Raw genomic sequence first — 19,707 nt, forward strand, 5'->3', positions numbered from 1 at the left:
TTCTTCCGTTATCTTAGATTTTTCCGATTTCATTGGCTGCTTTATCCATACTTTTATCGTAAGCCTGAATAACCTTCTGATTGGCCTCAAACGATCTGTACGCTTCAGTCATCTCTGTATAGGCGCTTGTCACATCCACGTTTGAAAGCTCCGAGACGCCTTGCTTTAATGAATAGGATACCTGGTTATTGCCAGCTGCGCTTGGCAGATCATTGCCGTCCGCCGTGCTGTACAGATCATTGCCGTCCCGTTTCAGGTTGCGGACATCCTCCGCCATTCTGACATCAATCTGGCCGGCTGTCCGTCCGTTCATTGTCACAGTACCGTTTTCAGACACAGTGAAGTTCTCATTATCAACAGTAATCGGCTGGCCATCCGTCGATAAAATAGGACGCCCGTTGATCGTCAGCTGATTATTCTCATTTAATGAAAAAGTGCTGCTTTTTGAATAACGGATTCCGTCCGCTGTCTGAACCGGATAAAAAAGAGCCGCGTTTTCATTGGTTTCCGTATTAACCGGAACTTGATTTTCGACCAATGTGATGTCTGTAGGCTGATCTGTGGACTTCAAGCTCCCCTGTGTGAAAAGAGGCTTAAGTTCCTGCATATACACACCGGTATTGACGGAACCGATTTCCGTCCTTGATGTTCCGGCCGGAGATTTTGATTCTATTCTGCTGAGCAGCATCTCAGGGAACGCGCGCATTGACCCTTGATCTGCTTTATATCCGGATGTATTGGCGTTTGCAATGTTATTTGAAAGCATTTCCGTTCTTCGCTGCTGGGCAATCATTGCGGAAGTTGCTGTATATAATCCTTTTAACAAATTTCCCACCTCTAAAATGGCATTTTTTCCAATTGTCATACAGGAACATTCGTTCTATAATAAAAACTCAGTATTTTATCCTATTATCGTCATTTATCATTCATTCGTGAAGGCTTTTTCATAAAAAAACCCCATTCTTTTTCAGAATGAGGTTTGTGAAATCAGCTTAGTTTGCGTTTAGGAAGCTTGTCCATATTATCAAGCATGACACCTGTGCCAATGGCTACGCAATCCATAGGATTTTCAGCGACGAGGACCGGTACCTTCAGCTCTTCAGCAAGCAGCTGGTCAAGGCCGTTTAAAAGCGCGCCTCCGCCCGTAATAATAACGCCGCGGTCAATAATATCAGCGGAAAGTTCAGGTGGTGTTCTTTCTAGCACTTGTTTCGCAGCCTGCACAATAACAGCGACAGATTCACGAAGGGCTTCTTCAACTTCTTTACTGTTTACTGTAATTGTTCTTGGAAGACCGGAAACCATGTCCCGTCCGCGAATGGAAATTTCCTCGTGACGTGCGTCTGGGAAAACCGTTGCGACTTTAACCTTAATATCTTCTGCAGTACGTTCGCCGATCAGCAGCTTGTACTCGCGTTTGATGTAATTTAAGATTTCCATGTCAAACTTGTCCCCAGCCATTTTAATAGAAGAGGAGGTGACAATATCGCCCATTGAAATAACCGCGATATCCGTCGTCCCGCCTCCGATGTCTACAACCATGTTACCGCTTGGCTGGAATATTTCCATACCCGCGCCGATAGCGGCAACTTTAGGTTCTTCTTCAAGGTACACATGTTTACCGCCGCTTTTTTCTGCGGCTTCTTTGATTGCTTTTTGCTCAACGGATGTAATATTCGTCGGGCAGCAAATGAGCATGCGCGGTTTTGAGAACAAGCCTTTTACATTCAGCTTGTTAATAAAATGCTTCAGCATTGCTTCTGTTACTTCAAAGTCAGCAATAACTCCGTCTTTCAGCGGGCGAATCGCAACAATATTCCCAGGTGTACGTCCAACCATTCGTCTTGCCTCTTCGCCAACCGCCAGCACTTTGCCGCTGTTTTTATCAAGTGCAACTACGGAAGGTTCATTCAGAACAATTCCTTTACCTTTAACATGGATCAGTACATTTGCAGTACCGAGGTCAATACCAATATCCCTTGCAAACATCTATTTATATCCTCCTTGAAAATCTGTTTCACAGTAAATATCCACATTGTGTCCTAATTATATATATTATCATAAAATATAGAAAAAAAGTTGGAAGCGCATTAAGTTCTTTACAAATTTTTGCGGATGTTTTATGAACGATTTCAAGAAGACAATGCCAACGGATAACAGCTGGTAATTACGATTGCTGAACAGGCTCTCCTTCGAGAATTTCATCTTTTTTATATTTGAGTTTTGTCGCTTCTCCTCCTCTTAAATGCCTGATGGATTTATGATAATCGAGTATTTCTTTCACTTCGTTTGCCAGGTCAGGATTAATTTCAGGCAGACGCTCTGTTAAATCCTTGTGTACTGTACTTTTGGAAACACCAAATTCCTTCGCAATCACACGAACGGTTTTCTTTGTCTCCACGATGTACTTCCCTATCTTGATTGTTCGCTCTTTGATGTAATCGTGCACACCACTCGACCTCCCTAAAATGGATGTGAGAAGTGTGAAATGAGATCCGTATTCTGTAAAGAGTCGTTCATTATGCCGCTTCTTCGTTGTATGGTTTTAAAAGTAAGTTTGTGAAATATGCCCACGATCCCTCACCTCAAACACTCTCTTTGTTAGGTTTGTAACAGTGTATTAGCATTCTTTTGGGAATATGCTAAAAACTCAATAAGGACAAGGGGTGAAACGAACTTTTTCAGCTTCAGCAAATTATTTCGCGTCACTAAATTTTATCTTTACATCTATTCACCGCTCCTGTAAAATGAAAAAAGCAATTAGTTACTTAGGTAAGTTTTTTAGAAGGAGACCGAAATGACCTACGTCAATAGACACCTCATTCATCAAATCAACCAAAGCGCCCGCCTGATTGCCAAGAAAGCCAATGAACAGCTGGAGCCATTCGGCCTTTATTCATCTCAATGGTCAGTTTTATATTGTTTGCGTACGATCGGACCAATGACTCAAAAAGAGATTTGGTCCTATTTAAATGTGGAAGCGCCGACTGTGACACGGACGATCAAACGCCTGGAGGAAAACGGCTGGGTACAAAGACGGCAAGGTGAAGACAAACGGGAAAAACTGGTTGTCCTCACAACAGAAGCCGAGAAAAAATACGAAGAAATCAATGTGAAAATGCTGAAATTCGAGGAAGAGCTGCTTGCAGATTTCCGAGATGAAGATAAGGAAGCTTTTTCTCATTTATTTCGCATGTTTTTACAACAATGAAAATAAGGAAGTGACATACATTTGAAAAAAACGGATGCCATATGGACCAAGGATTTTATTATGGTCCTGCTTGTCAATTTATTTGTGTTTGTGTTCTTTTATACATTTTTAACTGTACTGCCGATCTATACGCTTCAAGAGCTTGGCGGCACAGAATCACAAGGCGGGCTTTTAATCAGCCTGTTCCTTCTGTCAGCGATCATTACACGGCCTTTTTCCGGAGCCATCGTTGAGCGTTTCGGGAAGAAAAGAATGGCGATTGTCTCAATGGCGTTATTCGCCCTTTCTTCTTTTCTGTATATGCCGATTCATAACTTTTACCTGCTGCTTGGCTTGCGGTTCTTCCAAGGGATTTGGTTCAGCATTTTAACAACTGTTACAGGTGCAATCGCAGCGGACATCATTCCGGCCAAACGCCGCGGTGAAGGGCTTGGATACTTTGCGATGTCTATGAACCTCGCCATGGCAATCGGGCCTTTCCTCGGACTGAATTTGATGAAGGTCGTAAGCTTCTCTGTATTCTTTACAGCCTTTGCGCTGTTTATGGTTGCAGGCTTGCTTGTTTCGTTCTTGATAAAGGTGCCCCAAAACCGAGACAGCGGCACGACTGTATTCCGTTTTTCATTCTCGGATATGTTTGAAAAAGGCGCACTTAAGATTGCGACGGTCGGTTTATTTATTTCTTTCTGCTATTCAACTGTCACAGCGTATTTGTCTGTATTCGCCAAATCAGTTGATCTCTCGGATATCAGCGGATATTTCTTTGTTTGCTTCGCGGTGACAATGATGATTGCGCGCCCGTTCACAGGGAAATTATTCGACAAAGTCGGACCGGGCATTGTCATTTACCCATCAATCTTGATTTTCTCAGTGGGACTCTGCATGCTGTCCTTTACACATAGCGGCTTCATGCTTCTGCTTTCAGGAGCGGTTATCGGGCTCGGATACGGGTCAATCGTTCCTTGCATGCAAACATTAGCGATCCAGAAATCTCCGGCACACCGCTCAGGTTTTGCGACGGCAACGTTCTTTACCTTCTTTGACAGCGGAATTGCTGTAGGATCATATGTATTCGGATTGTTTGTAGCATCTGCCGGCTTCTCTGTCATTTATTTATCAGCCGGGCTGTTCGTTCTGATTGCTCTGCTTCTTTACGCGTGGAGCCAGAAAAAACCTGCTGAGGCTGAGGGAAAAGTGTCTATTGCAGAATAAAGTTCAGGCTGCCGGGATTTGCCGGCAGCCTTTTTTTGCATATAAAAAACGGCGTCCTGCTCCGTTGAATGAAAGAGAACGCCGCTTATGGCATATTATTCAATGACCGGCCGTGCAGGTGAATCTGGATCTAATGTAAAGTCATAGGACTCTTCATCACGATACATTGGATCGGCATAAATGGATTGCTGATCGTTATTTGTTGCTTTTCGATACGACGAAAATGAATCGTATTCATTCTTTTTCCACATCCATATGCCGTCTTGATCCGCTTCCTTATGATACACGTTATGATTGACCGTATTGCCTTCATTTGCCGTAAAATCGTTTCCGATAAATAATCTGGAATCACTGGCCGTCAATATATTCTTTTCAATTGTGTTGTTTTTCGCATCGTACTGCAGCAGCAGCTGTCCGCCATACAGTCCCTTTGTGTCATTCCGGTACATAATATTGCGGGCAATCAGAGAATTGCTGGTGCCGCCCCGCTTTTTGTCATATCCCCCGATTGAAATACCGGTGTATGCATTGTTGTACACTTTGTTGTCTGTTATTTGAATAGCAGTTGCATATTTCCCTTTGTGTTCAGACGTTGCTTCAATTCCAATATCGTTATCGTAAACTGTGTTTTTCTTAATCTCGATGCTGTGTCCGCCATCAACATATATCCCGCCCGCTGAGTAATCATCTCCATAAGCAGGGTTCCCGTAAGTTGAGTTTTGATAAACCGTATTGTTTTCTACGACTCCGTTTCGAACGTAATCGTTTTTGTCTGCGGTTCCCTCATAACCAATAAGATCAATCCCGATGTTGTTATTGTTGCGGACCACATTGCCAGAAATAGTGAAGCCGTCAATATTTCCGTTCAGCACAACCGCTTCACTCGCTCCAAGCGTCAGCTTCTCAACTGTATTGTCCTCGATTTGAATGTCTTTCATGCTGCCAGACCCATAGACTGCGATTCCGTGGGCATTTCCTTCATCCGCTGTTGTCTTAATATCCCGGACATGATTGTTCTTAATCGCAATATGACTGCTGGATCCTGATACATAGATCCCCATAGCAGTTGCTTCCTCAGATGAAACAGAAAGATCTTGAATCGTTAAACCGCTGATGGCAATGTCGTGTTTATCGTGAATATGAATGAGCGGCGTTTCATATTTTGCGTCCGCAATGGATTCTCCGCTAATCACGACTTTTTCATTTTCATAGTTTCGGAATGTGATAGGCTTTCCGTCCGCGCCGCTGTGTTTTACAACAAGTGTTTCATGATACGTTCCTCCCCGAATCATAACGGTTGTGCCGGGGCCAGCCTCATCTGAAGCGTGTGCCAGTGTGCGAAACGGCTTTTCTTTTGTCCCTTCACTTTGATCACTGCCATGTGGCGAAACATATAGGTAATCTCCAGACCCTTCCTCATTCGCTTTTGTCTTATCAAAAACGAAAGCGAGGATAACAGACGTTAAAGCACCTGCCAAAAGAATAAAATACCATTTTCTCATATTCGATTCCCATTTCGTTTTAGAATAGATTTCTAAAACAATTATAAATGTTCTATTTATGGAAAACCATTTCAAAAATATGAATATATACCGTGAAATATAGATCTTATTCAGCTTGGCGAACCTGCCCAGTTTCAAACGTTTCAACCGCCGATGATGCCGGCGGATGAACACGCATCAGAACAATATAGAAAAGAAATGAAATCAGCACACCTACAAACCAAGAAATGTCGTATAAGCTTTTTAATGCAGGAACATACATACCAATTAGCGAGATAAGCGCACCCAAAATCGTGGCTGCAAACGCACGGTAATTGTAGCCTTTACAATATACATACCGCCCTGTTTCAGAATACAGGTCATCTACCGAGAGCTCACGTTTGCGAACGATAAAGTAATCAGCCATCATCACGCCTGCCACCGGACCAAGCATGCCGCCTATTAAGCCGAGAAACGCATATACGCTTGTCGCACTCTCCATCAGCTTCCACGGAACAGTAAATAAAGCAAGCAACGCAGTGATAAAACTGCCGCGTTTGAAATTAATATATTTCGGCAGGGCATTCGCTATATCATAAGCGGGCGATACGATGTTCGCCGCGACATTTACAGAGATCGTGGCGATGCAGAGCGTAATCACGGACAATACGATGACATAAGGGTTATCAAACCTCGCCAAAATATCGACAACGTCCCAAATCGGTTCGCCGAAAGCAACCTGCGAACCGGAGGTCACAGTAATACTGGCAAACGCAAACAGCGCAAAGGTACCCGGCAAACCGTAAAATTGCCCTTTGATTTGCTCTTTTTGCGTTTCTGCAAACCGCGTGAAATCAGGAATATTTAAGATCAATGTCGCCCAGATGCCGATGATGCCGGTAACTCCGGCAGCAAACGGCCAGAACGTTTCTGAAAACGTATGAAACTTTCCTGGCTGAGAATAGATCGGCCCCAGTCCTCCGGCAATATCAACGGCCCACCATACCATGCCGCCAAATACCAGATACACTAAAGGGCCTGCCCATACCTCAAAGCGCTTAATCGATTCCATGCCATGATGCAATACGAGTAAATGAATAGCCCAAAAGAAGACAAAAGAAAGCAAACCAGACAAGTGAATGCCAAGGATGTTCCACTCGCCGCCAATTTCTCCCCAGCCCGGCCACATATTCAAAAGCAAAATGTTCAGTGCCGTGCTTCCTGCAAAGGTCTGAATACCAAGCCACATAATCGCTGTAAACGCCCTTAGAAGCGCGGGGATATTCGCGCCGTATATTCCGTAAGAAGCCCGGATGATCACCGGAAACGGCAGCCCGTATTTTGTCCCCGCGTGGCCGTTTAAAGCCAGAGCCCCAAACAAGATAAGCGATGCCGTAATAATAATCGCCAGCACCTGCCAAGGCGAAAGGCCGATCGCAATTAATCCGCCCACCGTCGCGTAGGTCGGTATATTATGTATACATCCCATCCAAATGGAGGCAAAGTTTATTGCTTTCCACGTCCGTTTCTCCTGTCCCAAAGGCAGCAGATCTTCATTGCTCAGTCTGTTGGATTGACTCTCTTTTAATTTCATAGCCGGCGCCCCTTTCAATATTGTCTGTTTTTCGTCCTATGTTCAGTTTTCTTACATTCGATGTCACTTAATATAACTGAAGAGTCAGACAATAGCATTGGCTATGATATACAATTTTCCTGATTTTATTTGAACAGCCTGAACAAGAAAAAGAGACAGACTCAGCGCCTGCCTCTTTTTTCATGATGCAGTTTTCATTAATGCAGCAAATCTCACAGCCATTAACAGGCTTGCTCCGCCCGCTATGATCATGATGATTCCCATCATATCAAAATGGGCCGCCGTGATTTCTTTTCCAAAAAGAATACCAAGGATCACCGAAGACAAAATCGACCCTAAGTAACGGCAGGTTTGAAACAGCCCTGAAGTCGTTCCTACCATGTTGGAAGGACTCGTTTTCAGCATTGCTGCCTGCAGCGCAACATTTCCAAGTCCGTAGCCTATACCTAAGATTGACAGGATAAAGCCTTTCCCGATCACCTGAGCGTTGATAAAAAAGATGGTTAGAAGCACCGCTCCAGCCGTCATCAAAAGCGCGCCCGCAAAAATCGGCTTGACGACGCCTGATCGGTCGATCCATTTGCCCGTAATAGGTGACACTACGATGCTCATACCAGACATAAACAGCATAAACAGACCGCTCGTTTGAACAGAAAGATGCATTTCATCCTGAAAATAACTCGGCAGCCCAAAAAATAAACAATAGAAGAAAACATTCAGTAAAATAAACTGAACATACACGGCTGACAGATTTCGCTGTGTTTTAAACAGGCGGACATCAATGAATGGTTTTTCCGTTTTCAGCTCACGCCAAACAAATGCACCGAGCAGAAACACGCCAAGCACACCTTCAACCGCATGCGGCGACGTGCTGAATGACAGCAGAAAAGATAGAAGCAAAATGATTCCTCCGGCAAATAAAACAATCCCAAGAATGTCGAGCTGCCGAATAATCGTTTTGATTCCAGCCCCTTTTTTCTGATCTTTCGGGAACATATACATGCCTAATAAGAAGCTGAGGATAATAAACGGCAAATTGACGATAAAGATCGCCGGCCAGCCGCCCCACACAATCAAAAAACCGCCGACAGTCGGCCCGAGCGCCGTCATGGCAGACGCAAAAATAGAGAGCACTGCCAAGGCTGATGCCTGCCGTTCATGAATATGACTCCGAATCAGTCCGACTCCTGACGGATAAATCGCACTGCTCCCTACCGATTGAAACAGCCGCATGATCAATAATGTCATAAACGTTGGCGCAAACGGTGCCCCGATGGCAGAAACCGCAACAAGTATGAGACCGAATAAAAACAAGCGTTTTCGCCCGATCAAATCGCCGAGCTTTCCCGTTACGGGCTGAGCCACGGCACTCGCAAGATAAAACGAGGAAATCAGCCAGGAAACCGTTGTAAACGACAGATGAAATTCATGCTGGATACTATGGAGCGCAAGAGAAATCATAGACGAGTTCAGCGGATTCAGCATCGTCCCTGAAGCCACCGCTGTCAAAAAAACAGCACGGCTTTTTTTCGATATCATCATTTCACTTGTGCTAGAAATTCTTCCATTGTCCGCGATTTACCGATTCTCGGAAAAATAAAGCGCAGTGTGGCTTCATGCTCTTCCTCGCTGAACGTGGACATGGCATCTGTAATAAAAATCTGCTGATAGCCCAGCTGAAATGCCTCGCGTGCTGTGCTTTCCACCCCGATGTTCGTCGCGATGCCGCACAATACAATCGTGTCAATGCCTCGGCGTCTCAGCTGTAAATCTAAATCCGTGCCGAAAAATGCGCCCCACTGCCGTTTTGTCACAGTGTAATCTCCATCCTGCACACCGATTTCCGGAACAAATTCAGCCCAGTCCGCAGGCATTTCCCCCGAACCTCCCTGCGCAGGCTCATCGGTTTGCGGCTTCAGCGCATCCGCTCCATCATGGAAGGCTACATTCACAAAGCTGATAAATCCGTTATGTTTCCGAAATTCACCGATGAGTTTTTTCGCATTTGGGACAACCTGTCCGCTTTGATCTATCGGCACAATTCCTTTTTGCAAATCAATGATAACCAATGCAGTTTTTTGAAAATCAATATTGAGTGTGTTCATCATACGTCTCCTCCTGATGCTGTTAGTGTTTCTCGCATAGCATATTTTACTCTTCACTCTGCCTAAGTTCTTTTATGATGCTTGTGAAACTCACAGAAGGGGCGCTTTTCTCATGATTTTTCTTTTATGTAATAGTAACAGGTCGTGCATACAAACAGACCGGCAAGCACAGTAATCATAAGGGGTGTCATCGCTTCATCACCTGCCCGCCGTTTATCGGCTTCTGTCTGAAAATGCCCATGAATTTTCGGCGGTCCACCCAAAGCAGGAAGAGACACATGACCATTAATATCGTGCTAAGATCCTGCACGCCAATATCAAAACAATAGTTAATCAAGACGATGTTCACAATAATCGGCATAAAAACAATGGCCCCTAATGCAGATGTTCGCGGAATCAGTAATAAAACAGCTGCAACGATTTCGCCGAAACCTATAAACAGTTCGTAAACATGAGAATAACCGAAAAATGTCCACGCAATTGTAAACCCCTTACCAGCAGCCGCCTCAATTTCAGGGGTCACCTCGCCAAACTGGCCTATCATCACTTTCGCCAGGCCGTACACGAAAAAATTAAAAGCTAAAAACAATCGGAACGTCGCTGGAATCGATTTACTTACCGCTCTCCTCAGCCTGCCGCCTTTATTCATAACCCCTCAGGTGTATTAATTGAGTTAGTACACTTAATACAATATAAAATGATCCAATAATTGTCAATCAACTTTTCTATTCATTTGGATAGGCTCCTTTTATAGATATAAAGTCTTATATCGTAAAACTGCCATTTTCCATTCTTTAGATCCCTCGATAACATTCCCTAAAAAACCATGTTAGGAAATCTAACATGAAAATGTTTTATCGTTCTTTTTTCTCTATAATGAAGAAATATAATAATTCTGAAAGATACGGAGGAATGAGACATGCAAATGGGCGATACAGTTTTTATGTTCTTTTGCGCTTTACTCGTGTGGCTGATGACCCCGGGATTAGCGTTATTTTATGGAGGAATGGTAAAAAGCAAAAATGTGCTGAGCACTGCGATGCACAGTTTCTCTTCTATCGCCATTGTTTCCATCGTTTGGGTGCTGTTCGGATATACACTTGCCTTCGCACCAGGCAATTCAATCATTGGCGGACTGGAGTGGGCCGGTCTGAAAGGGGTCGGATTTGATCCCGGAGATTACAGCGATACCATTCCTCACTCATTATTTATGATGTTCCAAATGACGTTCGCTGTTCTGACTACAGCCATTATTTCCGGGGCTTTCGCAGAGCGGATGCGATTCGGCGCTTTTCTTTTATTTTCGGTTTTATGGGCTTCCTTGGTTTACACACCGGTTGCGCACTGGGTATGGGGCGGCGGCTGGATCGGCCAGCTTGGCGCGCTCGATTTCGCCGGCGGCAACGTTGTTCATATTTCCTCCGGGGTGGCAGGCCTTGTTCTCGCTATTGTGCTCGGCAAACGGAAAGACGGCACAGCGTCTTCTCCGCACAACCTCATTTACACCTTCTTAGGAGGGGCTTTAATTTGGTTCGGCTGGTTCGGCTTTAACGTTGGCAGCGCCCTGACCTTAGATGGTGTGGCCATGTACGCTTTCATCAACACAAATACTGCCGCAGCCGCCGGAATTGCCGGCTGGATCTTAGTAGAATGGATCATTAACAAAAAACCTACGATGCTCGGAGCGGTATCTGGCGCAATCGCCGGACTTGTCGCAATTACGCCGGCTGCCGGATTTGTCACACCTTTCGCATCCATTATTATCGGCATCATTGGCGGAGCGGTTTGTTTCTGGGGCGTATTCTCGCTTAAAAAGAAATTCGGATACGATGACGCGCTCGACGCCTTTGGACTGCACGGCATCGGCGGCACATGGGGCGGGATCGCAACAGGATTATTCGCGACAACCTCTGTTAATTCAGCGGGCGCGGACGGATTATTCTACGGTGACGCCAGCTTAATCTGGAAACAAATCGTAGCCATCGCCGCTACTTATGTTTTTGTCTTTATTGTTACTTTCGTTATTATTAAAATTGTAGGCCTCTTCCTTCCCCTTCGCGCAACCGAAGAAGAAGAATCACTTGGGCTTGACTTAACGATGCACGGGGAAAAAGCATATCAAGATTCTATGTGAGGAGTGACGCTATGAGCGGTCAAATGTTCAAGGTAGAAATTGTAACGCGTCCGGCAAATTTTGAAAAGCTGAAGCAGGAACTCGGAAAAATCGGAGTCACCTCTCTGACCTTCTCTAATGTTCACGGCTGCGGTCTTCAAAAAGCACACACGGAGCTTTATAGAGGGGTAAAAATAGAAAGCAATGTATATGAGCGTTTAAAAATTGAAATTGTGGTCAGCAAAGTTCCTGTTGATCAAGTGACTGAGACCGCTAAAAGGGTTCTGAAAACGGGATCACCGGGTGACGGTAAAATATTTGTCTATGAAATCAGTAATACAATCAACATCCGCACCGGCGAGGAAGGACCTGAAGCACTGTAATCGTTTTGAAGAGATTCGGAATTTCGGATCTCTTTTTTGCGTATAGAAAAAACCCCCAGAAACACTGTCCCCCCTTCGAATTCTCTTCAAGCGTCACGCATTTTAACAAACTCTTTTTGATTTGAAACTTTTTATGAGTATAATGAGTCTATTATTAAAAATGTAAAAGGTGATTATTTGAATTACGAAATGTTTAAAGCCATCCATGGACTATCTCATCACAATTCAGTTCTCGATTCTATTATGGTGTTCATAACGGAATATGCGATTGTCGCCTACGCCCTTATCCTATTGGGTCTCTGGCTGTTCGGGAACACGCAAAGCAGAAAAAATGTGCTTTACGCGGGCCTTACAGGAATTGCGGGTCTTGTCATCAACTTTTTGATTACGCAAGTTTATTTCGAACCGCGCCCATTCGTTGCGCACACCGTGCATACGCTGATTCCGCATGATGCGGATGCTTCATTTCCGAGTGACCACACGACAGGTGCGTTAGCGATTTCTATTGCGATGCTTTTCAGAAACCGCAAAATCGGCTGGCCGCTTGTCATTTTCGGGCTTTTGACAGGCTTTTCGAGAATTTGGGTAGGGCATCACTATCCGGTAGATGTATTGGGCAGCCTTGTTGTCTCCATCATTATCGGGTTCCTATTCTTTAGATTTTCAGATCTGCTTCGCCCATTCGTTGATTTGATTGTGAGAATCTATGAAGCCATCATCAATAAACTGACGAAAAAACAAACTGATCAAAATTTCTAGAAAAAACAAAAGCCGGCGTCTGAACCTAAGACAGCCGGCTTTCATATTTTTTGTACATCTCATATTTTCTCCGCTTCGCTAACACATATAAACCACAAAACAATACAATTCCAACAGTATCGATGAGCACATCCCGAATACATCCGTTCCTGCTGAAGAAGAGCTGAAGAACTTCTGTGAAAAAAGCAAACGCGAATGAGCCGGCTGCAGCTGATTTTATGCTGCCACGCTGTTTCCACAGCAAATATGTCAGCACAAAGAAGGAAAACACGTGCCCGATTTTTTGGATAAGCGCTGCAGGTACAGTAAGCTCAGTAAAATCTACGTCTAGAAATTGAGACAGATCAGGATGCGGCTGAAAATGAAAAGCCACCGTTTGCGATATGATCATGCTGCTGAAACTTTCCGTACAAACAGAGAGCAGAATAAAAAGGGTCCAGCCTGAGAGCAGTAGACGGTTCATGACATAATCTCCTTTATAGCGAACGTGCCTTTGTGTAACTACATAGACGGTCAAATAAAGCAAAAAGTAACAGAAAAAAACGCCCATCACACGGATAGACGTTTTCTTCATTAAGACTGTTCAGTGTCTTCTGTTGTGCTGCTTTCTTTAGATCCAGATTTGTCAGTTGAATCATCCGTTTTCTCACCGGATTTTTCATCTGTTCCTTTTTCAGTTGATCCATCCTTTTTCTCGGAGGATTGCTGAATGGATTCTTCTGTTTCTTCAGTGGCAGCTTTTTCTTCAGCTGCTGCTGCTTTTTCAATAGAAGAAACCGGCTTGTCCATAAAGTTCAGCGGGTTCATTGCGACTCCATCTTTACGGATTTCAAAATGCACGTGATTTCCGCTGTCTTCGCTGTAAAGGTTCTTGCCAGACTTTCCGATCACTTGGTTTTGTTTTACCTTGTCACCTTGCTCAACACTTACTTCAGAAAGAGATTGGTACACAGTCGATAATCCGTCGGCATGTTCTACTTCCACAACATATCCCAGCACTGGATCTTTTTCAGCTTTAACAACCGTACCGCTCAGAGAAGCAGAAACATCGAAATCTTTTCCGTCTTTCTCAGCTAAGTCAATTCCTTTGCTTAGGCTGTACGTGTTATTATAGGTAACGAGTGCTGCTTCTTTCTCTTCTTTTGCGGCATCGGTTTCATAGAACTTTTTCACAACAGAAACGTTTTCAGAATCAACAACCGGCATTGCGACATTTTCCATTGACTTTCCTACTTCAACTGCATCGTCGTTGTTGTCATATGCGGAGTTTCCGCCGTTATCAGCTAACTGATCCTTCACTTCATCATTTGATACAGATTGATACCAAAGGACAGCTGTTAAAATGACGGCCGCACTGACTAAGTAAATTGCAGGGAACACCCAGCGTTTACGAAAAAACTGCTGAAGTTTTTTGACTTGAGAAGTTTTCTTTTCTTCCTCTCTCATTGTTTATCACCTCAGCAACATTCTGAACACTTTTCTGAAAATATATACACCTATCCAAAAAAACTTTTTTAGATGTAGTTTGCGCAGACTGATACGAAAATATGTCATTTTTTTGAGAGGAGTGCCAAAAACGTATGAACATGACATTGCGTCTTGCTGAATATAAAGATCTGGAGGCTGTTGTTGCGATTTATAATTCAACGATTGCTTCTCGAATGGTAACAGCCGATATCGAACCGGTAACTCCTGAAGACCGGATGGAATGGTTTTTGGGCCATACAGAGGCACGGCCCCTCTATGTTGCCGAGGACGAAAACGGGAACGTCGCTGCCTGGATCAGCTTTGAAACATTTTATGGAAGGCCCGCCTATAATAAAACAGCGGAGGTCAGCATATACATTGACGAAGCATGCCGCGGCAAAGGCGCTGGATCGTATTTGCTGCAGGAAGCGCTCCGCATTGCGCCGGACCTTGGAATCCGCTCACTTATGGCCTTCATTTTCGGACATAATAAACCAAGCCTGAAGCTGTTTGAAAAGCACGGCTTTGCAGAATGGGGACTATTCCCCGGCATTGCCGAAATGGACGGCAAAAGATACGATTTAAAAATTTTAGGGAGAGAGCTGTCATGATTAGTCTGGATAAAGATGAAAACGAGATTGAAAATGAAAATAGCCCCGCTGAGCAGGAGATTGTACCTGCAGAAAGTGAGAGCCGCCAGCTGAGCCCCTCTGCTGTCAAGTCGCTATCAGACATTGCCAAGTGGGGCAAAATGTCAGGCATTTTGCTGATCATTATGGGATCGCTGGTTACTCTGTCTACCTTAATAACAGTCATCGGCGCCATCCCGGGCGTACTGCTCATTATTTCGGGCGTCTTTCTGATGCGTTCAGCAAAAGCAGCCGCGGAGGCCGAAGGAAATCTTGCCGGCAGCGCTGGCGAAAGCATGCTCGAGAATTACGGGACATTTATTAAAATGCAGCTGTTTTACGCAGCATCCAGTATCGTCACTGGCCTGATCGGGATCATTTTGGTCATTTTCGTGCTGGTGGTTATCGGCATTGCTGCTTTTGAAAGCACCGATACGTATGAAGATCCAGATTCTTATTATTATGAGGATGATCCGGTGTTTGAATAAAGTTTGAAATGATGCAGACAAAACGAGGCATGAGTTCCATATAAGATGGAACCATGCCTTTTTTATTTGCCTATTTTTCTTCTATATATGTAATCAAAGCAGGCTGGCGTAAGCACCGAGTCCTTTATAAAGCATATATCAATAAAAGAAGAGATTTTCAATCAGGAGTGACTCCTGCTAACTTTGTATTACCGCAGGATTGTCTCAATAACGTAAAGGAGTGAGACATAGTGGAAAATAGCAGCTTACCGGAAAAAGTAAAAGTCATTGCTGAAATCGCAAACGCCCATCAAGGAAAAGAGGAGAGCCTTAAAGCACTCATCAAGGCTGCCGCAGAAAGCGGAGCAGATGGAGTGAAATTTCAGTGGTTCAAGTATGACTGTATTGCAACACCGTGTTTTTTTGCTTATGAGTCGTATATTGAGCTGTTTTTGAATGAAGATGTATGGAAAAATTTTGTCGCTTATGGAAAAAGACTTGGATTAGAAATTTGGGTGGATATTTTCGATTCATGGGGGGCAGAGCTCTTTTTGCACCTGCAGCATGACATTGATGGCATAAAGCTTCCAACAACCATCCTTCAATCCACGGAAATCATGAAAACGATCGGTATGACCGAGAAGCCTGTGCTCATCGGGATTGGAGGATGGTACGAAGAAGAGATCGATCAGATGATGTCCCTTGTAAAACAACATATGGCAAATCAGCTCATTCTCATGCACGGATTTCAAGGGTATCCGACAAAATTAGAGGATATTAACCTAAAACGAATTCAACATTTACAAAAAAGATACCAGGTTCAAATTGGATTTGCGGATCACATTGACGCAGATCATCCACTTGCTGCCGACCTTCCTGTCTATGCATTTTTCTCAGGGGCAGCTGTTATTGAAAAACATATTACCCTACATCGGGCAGCTAAAGGGTATGATTATTATTCTTCCCTAGAGCCGAACGAATTCAAACTGATGACGGAAAAGCTCCAGCAGGCCCAAATAGCAACTGGCTCACCTGAAGTAAATGCATCCGAAAGAAAGTATTTGCATGATTCATCATTACGTGTGACAGCCAACCAGAATATAAAAAAAGGAGAAATCATTACACTGAATAAAACAAGCTCCAAAAGATGCGGAAATGAGAATGCATTAATGCCTTTACAAGCCGAGGACGCATTTCCTCAAGTAGCAACTGCTGATTTATCGTTAAACCAGCCCATTACACCCAACGAAATAAAAAGTCTAAGAATTGCGATTGCAGTGATATGTAGGCTAAAATCGACTCGTCTGCCGAAAAAAGCGCTGCTCCCTATTTACGGTATACCATCTGTTGAACGCTGTTTAATCAATTGCCTGGCTGTCCCTGGTGTTCATGAAGTTGTATTGGCAACTTCAAATCTTCCTGAAGACGACCCGCTTGAAGCTTTCACTCTAAACGGAAAAGTCAGAATCGTGAGAGGCGCCCCCGAAAATGTGGCAGAAAGAATGCTTGAAGCCGCAGCTTTAACAAAAGCCGATATCATTATCCGTGTGACAGGTGATTGCCCAGTGGTTTCACCTGAAGTGCTTCAATATTTAATTGACCGGCACTTGCAAAAAGGAGCAGATTATACTCAGGAGCTTTCAAGTTCAGCAGGGATTTCCGGTAATGTCATTACTGTTGAAGCCCTTCAGCGGCTTGTGCAGCAGCCAAAACCATTAACCCATACAGAATATCTTTCTTTTTATTTTTTAAACAACCCTTCCCTATTTTCCATCAATCAAGTCAGCCTGCCAGAAGAACTCCATTATCCATCTTGGCGTTTAACCCTGGATGAACCTAAAGACTTAGAGTTGTTTGAACAAATATATCGAAACCTGGATGTCAAAAACGAACCGCTCTATTTCAGCCAGATAAGAGATTATTTATCAGCAAACCAACATGTTTCAAAAATAAATCAAGATGTGTCGACCAAATGGATCGATCAGACATCTCTAGTGGAGGAAATTAACAAAGCAACGCTGTTGCTATCGGAGAACAAATAATATCTCACCAAAAACGACGCATTTTTATTTAGACTGCCCACATCCCTAGTATCTAAAAAACACCCGATTGTCAGGCAAATCCCAACATTTCGGGTGCAGTTCTTATTTAATACATTTTCTTGCGTCTGTCTTCCTCAGTCAAAAATTCCACAAAACTTCGCATCGCAAACGGTTCTTCCTTAATCTGTCGCGTATAGGAGTCTTTCCGCTCTTCTGAAAGGATTTCGCTCTTTTTGATCCTGTTCAGCATATAGATGTGAACCGTTTTTTGGATTTGTTTATGCTGATAGCCTGCTTCTTTGAAAAATGCCAGCCCAAGCGCCGCCAAAAGGGCGAATATCCCTGCGCTGATCAAGGACTCCCTGTCAGCTGAAGCGTGAAATAGAAAAGTTGCTAAATTAAAGAGAGAGAATGCAGCAAGCGGAATCGCAAGAAAACGGTAAATGACGGTTTTTTTCATAAAAGGCTGTACGGCCTTTTGAATTTTTTGCATTTCTGTTTTAATGAACCCCGGCATTTGTTCGACTCTGTAAAAGTTCATGTAATCCTCCCCCTTTATTTGATGTTGCAAGGCTTCACGGACGTTATCATATGAGTTTATTTTAACGCAGGTGCAAGCTCGTTTTAAAGAAATCTGCCCGTATTTTTCACGAAGAATCTGGATCGCCGCTCTTTATTCTTTTAAAATGTGAGTGTTATAATTTGTAATGGGAATCAGATCGCTGTTAATCATGGAATACTAATGGCAATCTTCTTGATAAATATGAATGAGCGGGGTTACAAAGTGAGTATTTTTTCCATCCTTTTATCACTTTTTTTCATTTTGAATATTCTTTTGGCCATCATTGTCATTTTCAAAGAACGGCGCGATGCCAGCGCATCTTGGGCGTGGCTGCTTGTTCTTTTCTTTATTCCCGTATTAGGCTTTATTTTATACTTATTATTCGGCCATAATCTCAGGCGTAAGCATTTGTTTCAATGGGAGGACCGAAAAAAGATCGGAATTGAAAAGCTGCTGAAGCATCAGCTTGAAGATTTAGAAAACAAGCAATTTCAGTTCAACAACCGGGCGACCTTTGATAACAAAGATTTAATTTATATGCTTATCATGAATAACCATGCGGTGTTTACGGAGGATAATTCAGTTGACGTGATTACAGATGGGCGGGATAAGTTTCAGCGGCTGCTGAATGACATTGCGAAGGCTAAAGATCATATCCACTTACAATATTATATTTATAAAGGTGATGAATTAGGCAAAAAATTACGGGACGCTCTCATCCAAAAAGCGAAAGAAGGCGTTCAGGTCAGGGTGCTTTATGATGAACTCGGGTCCAGAACGCTGAGAAAAAAGTTTTTTAAAGAGCTCCGTGAGGCCGGCGGGCATGTGGAGGTCTTTTTCCCTTCAAAGCTCAGGCCAATTAACTTGCGTTTGAATTACCGGAACCATCGAAAGCTTGTCATCATAGACGGAATAATCGGTTATGTCGGAGGTTTTAACGTCGGAGATGAGTATCTCGGCCTTAATCCGAAATTCGGTTATTGGCGCGATACGCATATCCGGCTTCAGGGAACGGCCGTGCACGCCATCCAGACACGTTTCATCCTTGACTGGAACCAGGCTTCCCATCACCATACGCTGACATATATTCCGAATCACTTTCCTGATTACGGCCCAAAAGGCAACGTCGGGATGCAAATTGTCACAAGCGGCCCGGATTCCGAATGGGAACAAATTAAAAATGGCTACATTAAAATGATTTCGAATGCCAAGCGTTCCATATTAATTCAAACGCCTTATTTTATCCCCGACGCAAGCCTGCTGGATGCTTTAAGGATCGCGTGCCTGTCAGGCATTGACGTCAACATTATGATCCCGAACAAGCCTGATCATGCCTTTGTATACTGGGCGACACTTTCGTACATCGGCGAGCTGTTAAAAGCCGGAGCCACTGTCTATATCTATGATAACGGCTTTATTCACGCGAAAACCATCGTAGTGGATGACGAAATTGCATCAGTCGGCACAGCAAATATTGATGTTCGAAGCTTCAGGCTGAATTTTGAGGTTAATGCATTTATTTACGATATCACCATTGCAAAAAAACTGGTTTCTACATTTAAAGAAGATTTGCTCGTATCCAGGAAATACACCTATGAGGAATACCTGCAGCGCCCCTTGTGGATTCGAATTAAAGAATCCGTCTCGCGCCTGTTGTCGCCGATTTTATAAGATGTGCCAAA

21 protein-coding genes are annotated in these 19,707 nt (G+C 43.7%); 9 read left to right on the plus strand and 12 right to left on the minus strand.

Translation table 11 applies throughout. From position 1 onward, the window contains the following. Nucleotides 1-13: 13 nt before the first annotated feature. The 4 genes from flhO to Q5C82_RS01340 all read right to left on the minus strand — a co-directional run bounded on the left by flhO (nt 14) and on the right by Q5C82_RS01340 (nt 2,574). On the minus strand, nt 14-826 hold the full coding sequence (gene flhO / locus Q5C82_RS01325) for a flagellar hook-basal body complex protein FlhO (protein WP_003221801.1): 813 nt from the start codon (nt 824-826) through the stop codon (nt 14-16). Between the two features lie 161 nt (nt 827-987). Then, complete coding sequence (gene mbl, locus Q5C82_RS01330) at nt 988-1,989, minus strand: cell shape-determining protein Mbl (protein ID WP_003221803.1); 1,002 nt, start codon at nt 1,987-1,989, stop codon at nt 988-990. 178 nt (nt 1,990-2,167) lie between these two features. Further along, complete coding sequence (gene spoIIID / locus Q5C82_RS01335; RefSeq protein WP_003221804.1) at nt 2,168-2,449, minus strand: sporulation transcriptional regulator SpoIIID; 282 nt, start codon at nt 2,447-2,449, stop codon at nt 2,168-2,170. Between the two features lie 14 nt (nt 2,450-2,463). Further along, nucleotides 2,464-2,574, minus strand: a complete 111-nt coding sequence (locus Q5C82_RS01340) for a protein usd (protein WP_010886628.1) — start codon at nt 2,572-2,574, stop codon at nt 2,464-2,466. A 223-nt stretch (nt 2,575-2,797) separates the two neighbouring features. On the opposite strand from Q5C82_RS01340, the gene Q5C82_RS01345 reads away from it, so the two are divergent. Together Q5C82_RS01345 and Q5C82_RS01350 are read left to right on the plus strand one after the other, a co-directional pair. Next, a complete protein-coding gene (locus Q5C82_RS01345) occupies nt 2,798-3,211 on the plus strand; it encodes a MarR family winged helix-turn-helix transcriptional regulator (protein ID WP_003221814.1) in 414 nt (137 codons plus the stop codon). A 21-nt stretch (nt 3,212-3,232) separates the two neighbouring features. Beyond that, the gene (locus Q5C82_RS01350; protein ID WP_003221816.1) at nt 3,233-4,423 is read left to right on the plus strand and encodes an MFS transporter; all 1,191 of its coding nucleotides are present in this window, start codon (nt 3,233-3,235) and stop codon (nt 4,421-4,423) included. A gap of 95 nt (nt 4,424-4,518) precedes the next feature. Here the strand turns inward: Q5C82_RS01350 and Q5C82_RS01355 are convergent, their stop codons facing one another. From Q5C82_RS01355 to Q5C82_RS01375, 5 genes are all read right to left on the minus strand, one after another. Continuing rightward, nucleotides 4,519-5,925, minus strand: coding sequence for a nitrous oxide reductase family maturation protein NosD (locus Q5C82_RS01355; protein ID WP_032727382.1), 1,407 nt, complete (start codon nt 5,923-5,925; stop codon nt 4,519-4,521). A gap of 106 nt (nt 5,926-6,031) precedes the next feature. After that, nucleotides 6,032-7,498, minus strand: a complete 1,467-nt coding sequence (pucI, locus tag Q5C82_RS01360; RefSeq protein ID WP_003221821.1) for an allantoin permease — start codon at nt 7,496-7,498, stop codon at nt 6,032-6,034. Nucleotides 7,499-7,678: 180 nt separating this feature from the next. After that, entirely contained in the window at nt 7,679-9,037 is a 1,359-nt protein-coding gene (locus tag Q5C82_RS01365; RefSeq protein ID WP_013308066.1) for an MFS transporter, read from the minus strand. Beyond that, nucleotides 9,037-9,606, minus strand: a complete 570-nt coding sequence (locus Q5C82_RS01370) for an isochorismatase family protein (RefSeq protein ID WP_032727283.1) — start codon at nt 9,604-9,606, stop codon at nt 9,037-9,039. Before Q5C82_RS01370 ends, Q5C82_RS01365 begins: the two co-directional genes overlap by 1 nt. A gap of 184 nt (nt 9,607-9,790) precedes the next feature. Continuing rightward, nucleotides 9,791-10,252 carry a hypothetical protein gene (locus tag Q5C82_RS01375; protein WP_003221827.1) on the minus strand — a complete coding sequence of 154 codons (462 nt, stop codon included), beginning with the start codon at nt 10,250-10,252 and terminating at the stop codon, nt 9,791-9,793. Between the two features lie 270 nt (nt 10,253-10,522). Here Q5C82_RS01375 and amtB point away from each other — a divergent pair, with 270 nt between their 5' ends. The 3 genes from amtB (at nt 10,523) to bcrC (ending at nt 12,858) form a co-directional block, all read left to right on the plus strand. Continuing rightward, nucleotides 10,523-11,737 carry an ammonium transporter AmtB gene (gene amtB, locus Q5C82_RS01380; RefSeq protein ID WP_003221828.1) on the plus strand — a complete coding sequence of 405 codons (1,215 nt, stop codon included), beginning with the start codon at nt 10,523-10,525 and terminating at the stop codon, nt 11,735-11,737. A gap of 11 nt (nt 11,738-11,748) precedes the next feature. Then, a complete protein-coding gene (locus Q5C82_RS01385; RefSeq protein WP_003221829.1) occupies nt 11,749-12,099 on the plus strand; it encodes a P-II family nitrogen regulator in 351 nt (116 codons plus the stop codon). Between the two features lie 177 nt (nt 12,100-12,276). Further along, nucleotides 12,277-12,858: an undecaprenyl-diphosphate phosphatase BcrC gene (gene bcrC / locus Q5C82_RS01390; protein ID WP_013308068.1), complete on the plus strand. Its 582-nt coding sequence runs from the start codon at nt 12,277-12,279 to the stop codon at nt 12,856-12,858. A gap of 25 nt (nt 12,859-12,883) precedes the next feature. Here bcrC and Q5C82_RS01395 read toward each other — a convergent pair whose 3' ends face one another. Both Q5C82_RS01395 and spoIIQ read right to left on the minus strand, forming a co-directional pair. Next, complete coding sequence (locus Q5C82_RS01395; protein WP_003221831.1) at nt 12,884-13,321, minus strand: VanZ family protein; 438 nt, start codon at nt 13,319-13,321, stop codon at nt 12,884-12,886. 110 nt (nt 13,322-13,431) lie between these two features. Then, nucleotides 13,432-14,304: a stage II sporulation protein spoIIQ gene (gene spoIIQ / locus Q5C82_RS01400; protein WP_003221832.1), complete on the minus strand. Its 873-nt coding sequence runs from the start codon at nt 14,302-14,304 to the stop codon at nt 13,432-13,434. 140 nt (nt 14,305-14,444) lie between these two features. On the opposite strand from spoIIQ, the gene Q5C82_RS01405 reads away from it, so the two are divergent. From Q5C82_RS01405 to Q5C82_RS01415, 3 genes are all read left to right on the plus strand, one after another. After that, nucleotides 14,445-14,936, plus strand: coding sequence for a GNAT family N-acetyltransferase (locus Q5C82_RS01405; protein WP_079996661.1), 492 nt, complete (start codon nt 14,445-14,447; stop codon nt 14,934-14,936). Beyond that, complete coding sequence (locus Q5C82_RS01410; RefSeq protein ID WP_003221836.1) at nt 14,933-15,442, plus strand: DUF5362 family protein; 510 nt, start codon at nt 14,933-14,935, stop codon at nt 15,440-15,442. The genes Q5C82_RS01405 and Q5C82_RS01410 overlap by 4 nt, the downstream gene beginning before the upstream one ends. A 230-nt stretch (nt 15,443-15,672) precedes the next feature. Continuing rightward, complete coding sequence (locus tag Q5C82_RS01415) at nt 15,673-17,463, plus strand: N-acetylneuraminate synthase family protein (protein WP_003221837.1); 1,791 nt, start codon at nt 15,673-15,675, stop codon at nt 17,461-17,463. Nucleotides 17,464-17,569: 106 nt separating this feature from the next. Here Q5C82_RS01415 and Q5C82_RS01420 read toward each other — a convergent pair whose 3' ends face one another. Next, nucleotides 17,570-18,004 (minus strand): DUF5392 family protein, encoded by a 435-nt coding sequence (locus Q5C82_RS01420; protein ID WP_003221839.1) that lies wholly within the window; start codon nt 18,002-18,004, stop codon nt 17,570-17,572. 243 nt (nt 18,005-18,247) lie between these two features. Between Q5C82_RS01420 and cls the strand changes: the two genes are divergently transcribed. Continuing rightward, nucleotides 18,248-19,696, plus strand: a complete 1,449-nt coding sequence (gene cls / locus Q5C82_RS01425; RefSeq protein WP_003221841.1) for a cardiolipin synthase — start codon at nt 18,248-18,250, stop codon at nt 19,694-19,696. The last annotated feature ends 11 nt before the right edge of the window (nt 19,697-19,707 follow it).

The sequence above is a fragment of the uncultured Bacillus sp. genome (assembly GCF_958411575.1).
GTDB lineage: Bacteria > Bacillota > Bacilli > Bacillales > Bacillaceae > Bacillus > Bacillus spizizenii.